We start from the raw sequence: 255 nt of genomic DNA, 5'->3' as shown, positions 1-255 counted from the left end.
AAGCTCGGGCCCGCGAGGTTCTGGCGGAGGTCGGCCTCGATCCGGACATGGTCTGGGATCGCACGCCGCGCGAGCTCTCGGGTGGTCAGTGCCAGCGTGTGTGCATCGCACGTGCGCTGATGCTCGATCCGAAGGTCCTGATCTGCGACGAGCCCGTCTCGAGCCTCGACGTGTCGGTGCAGGCACAGATCCTGAACCTGCTCGAGGCCGCCAAGAAGCGCCACGGACTGTCCCTGCTGTTCATCGCGCACAACA

At 65.9% G+C, this 255-nt stretch carries 1 protein-coding gene; it reads left to right on the top strand.

The genetic code is table 11. The features are described 5' to 3' along the window. Nucleotides 1-255: ABC transporter ATP-binding protein (locus MTX36_RS29655; RefSeq protein WP_243623226.1), on the top strand; the 255-nt coding region annotated here is incomplete at both ends.

Source organism: Rhodococcus sp. ARC_M6 (assembly GCF_022810305.1).
In the GTDB taxonomy this organism is placed as follows: Bacteria; Actinomycetota; Actinomycetes; order Mycobacteriales; family Mycobacteriaceae; genus Rhodococcus_F.
Note: the sequence above shows the minus strand (reverse complement) of the source record. Positions and strands in the feature narration are given on the sequence as shown.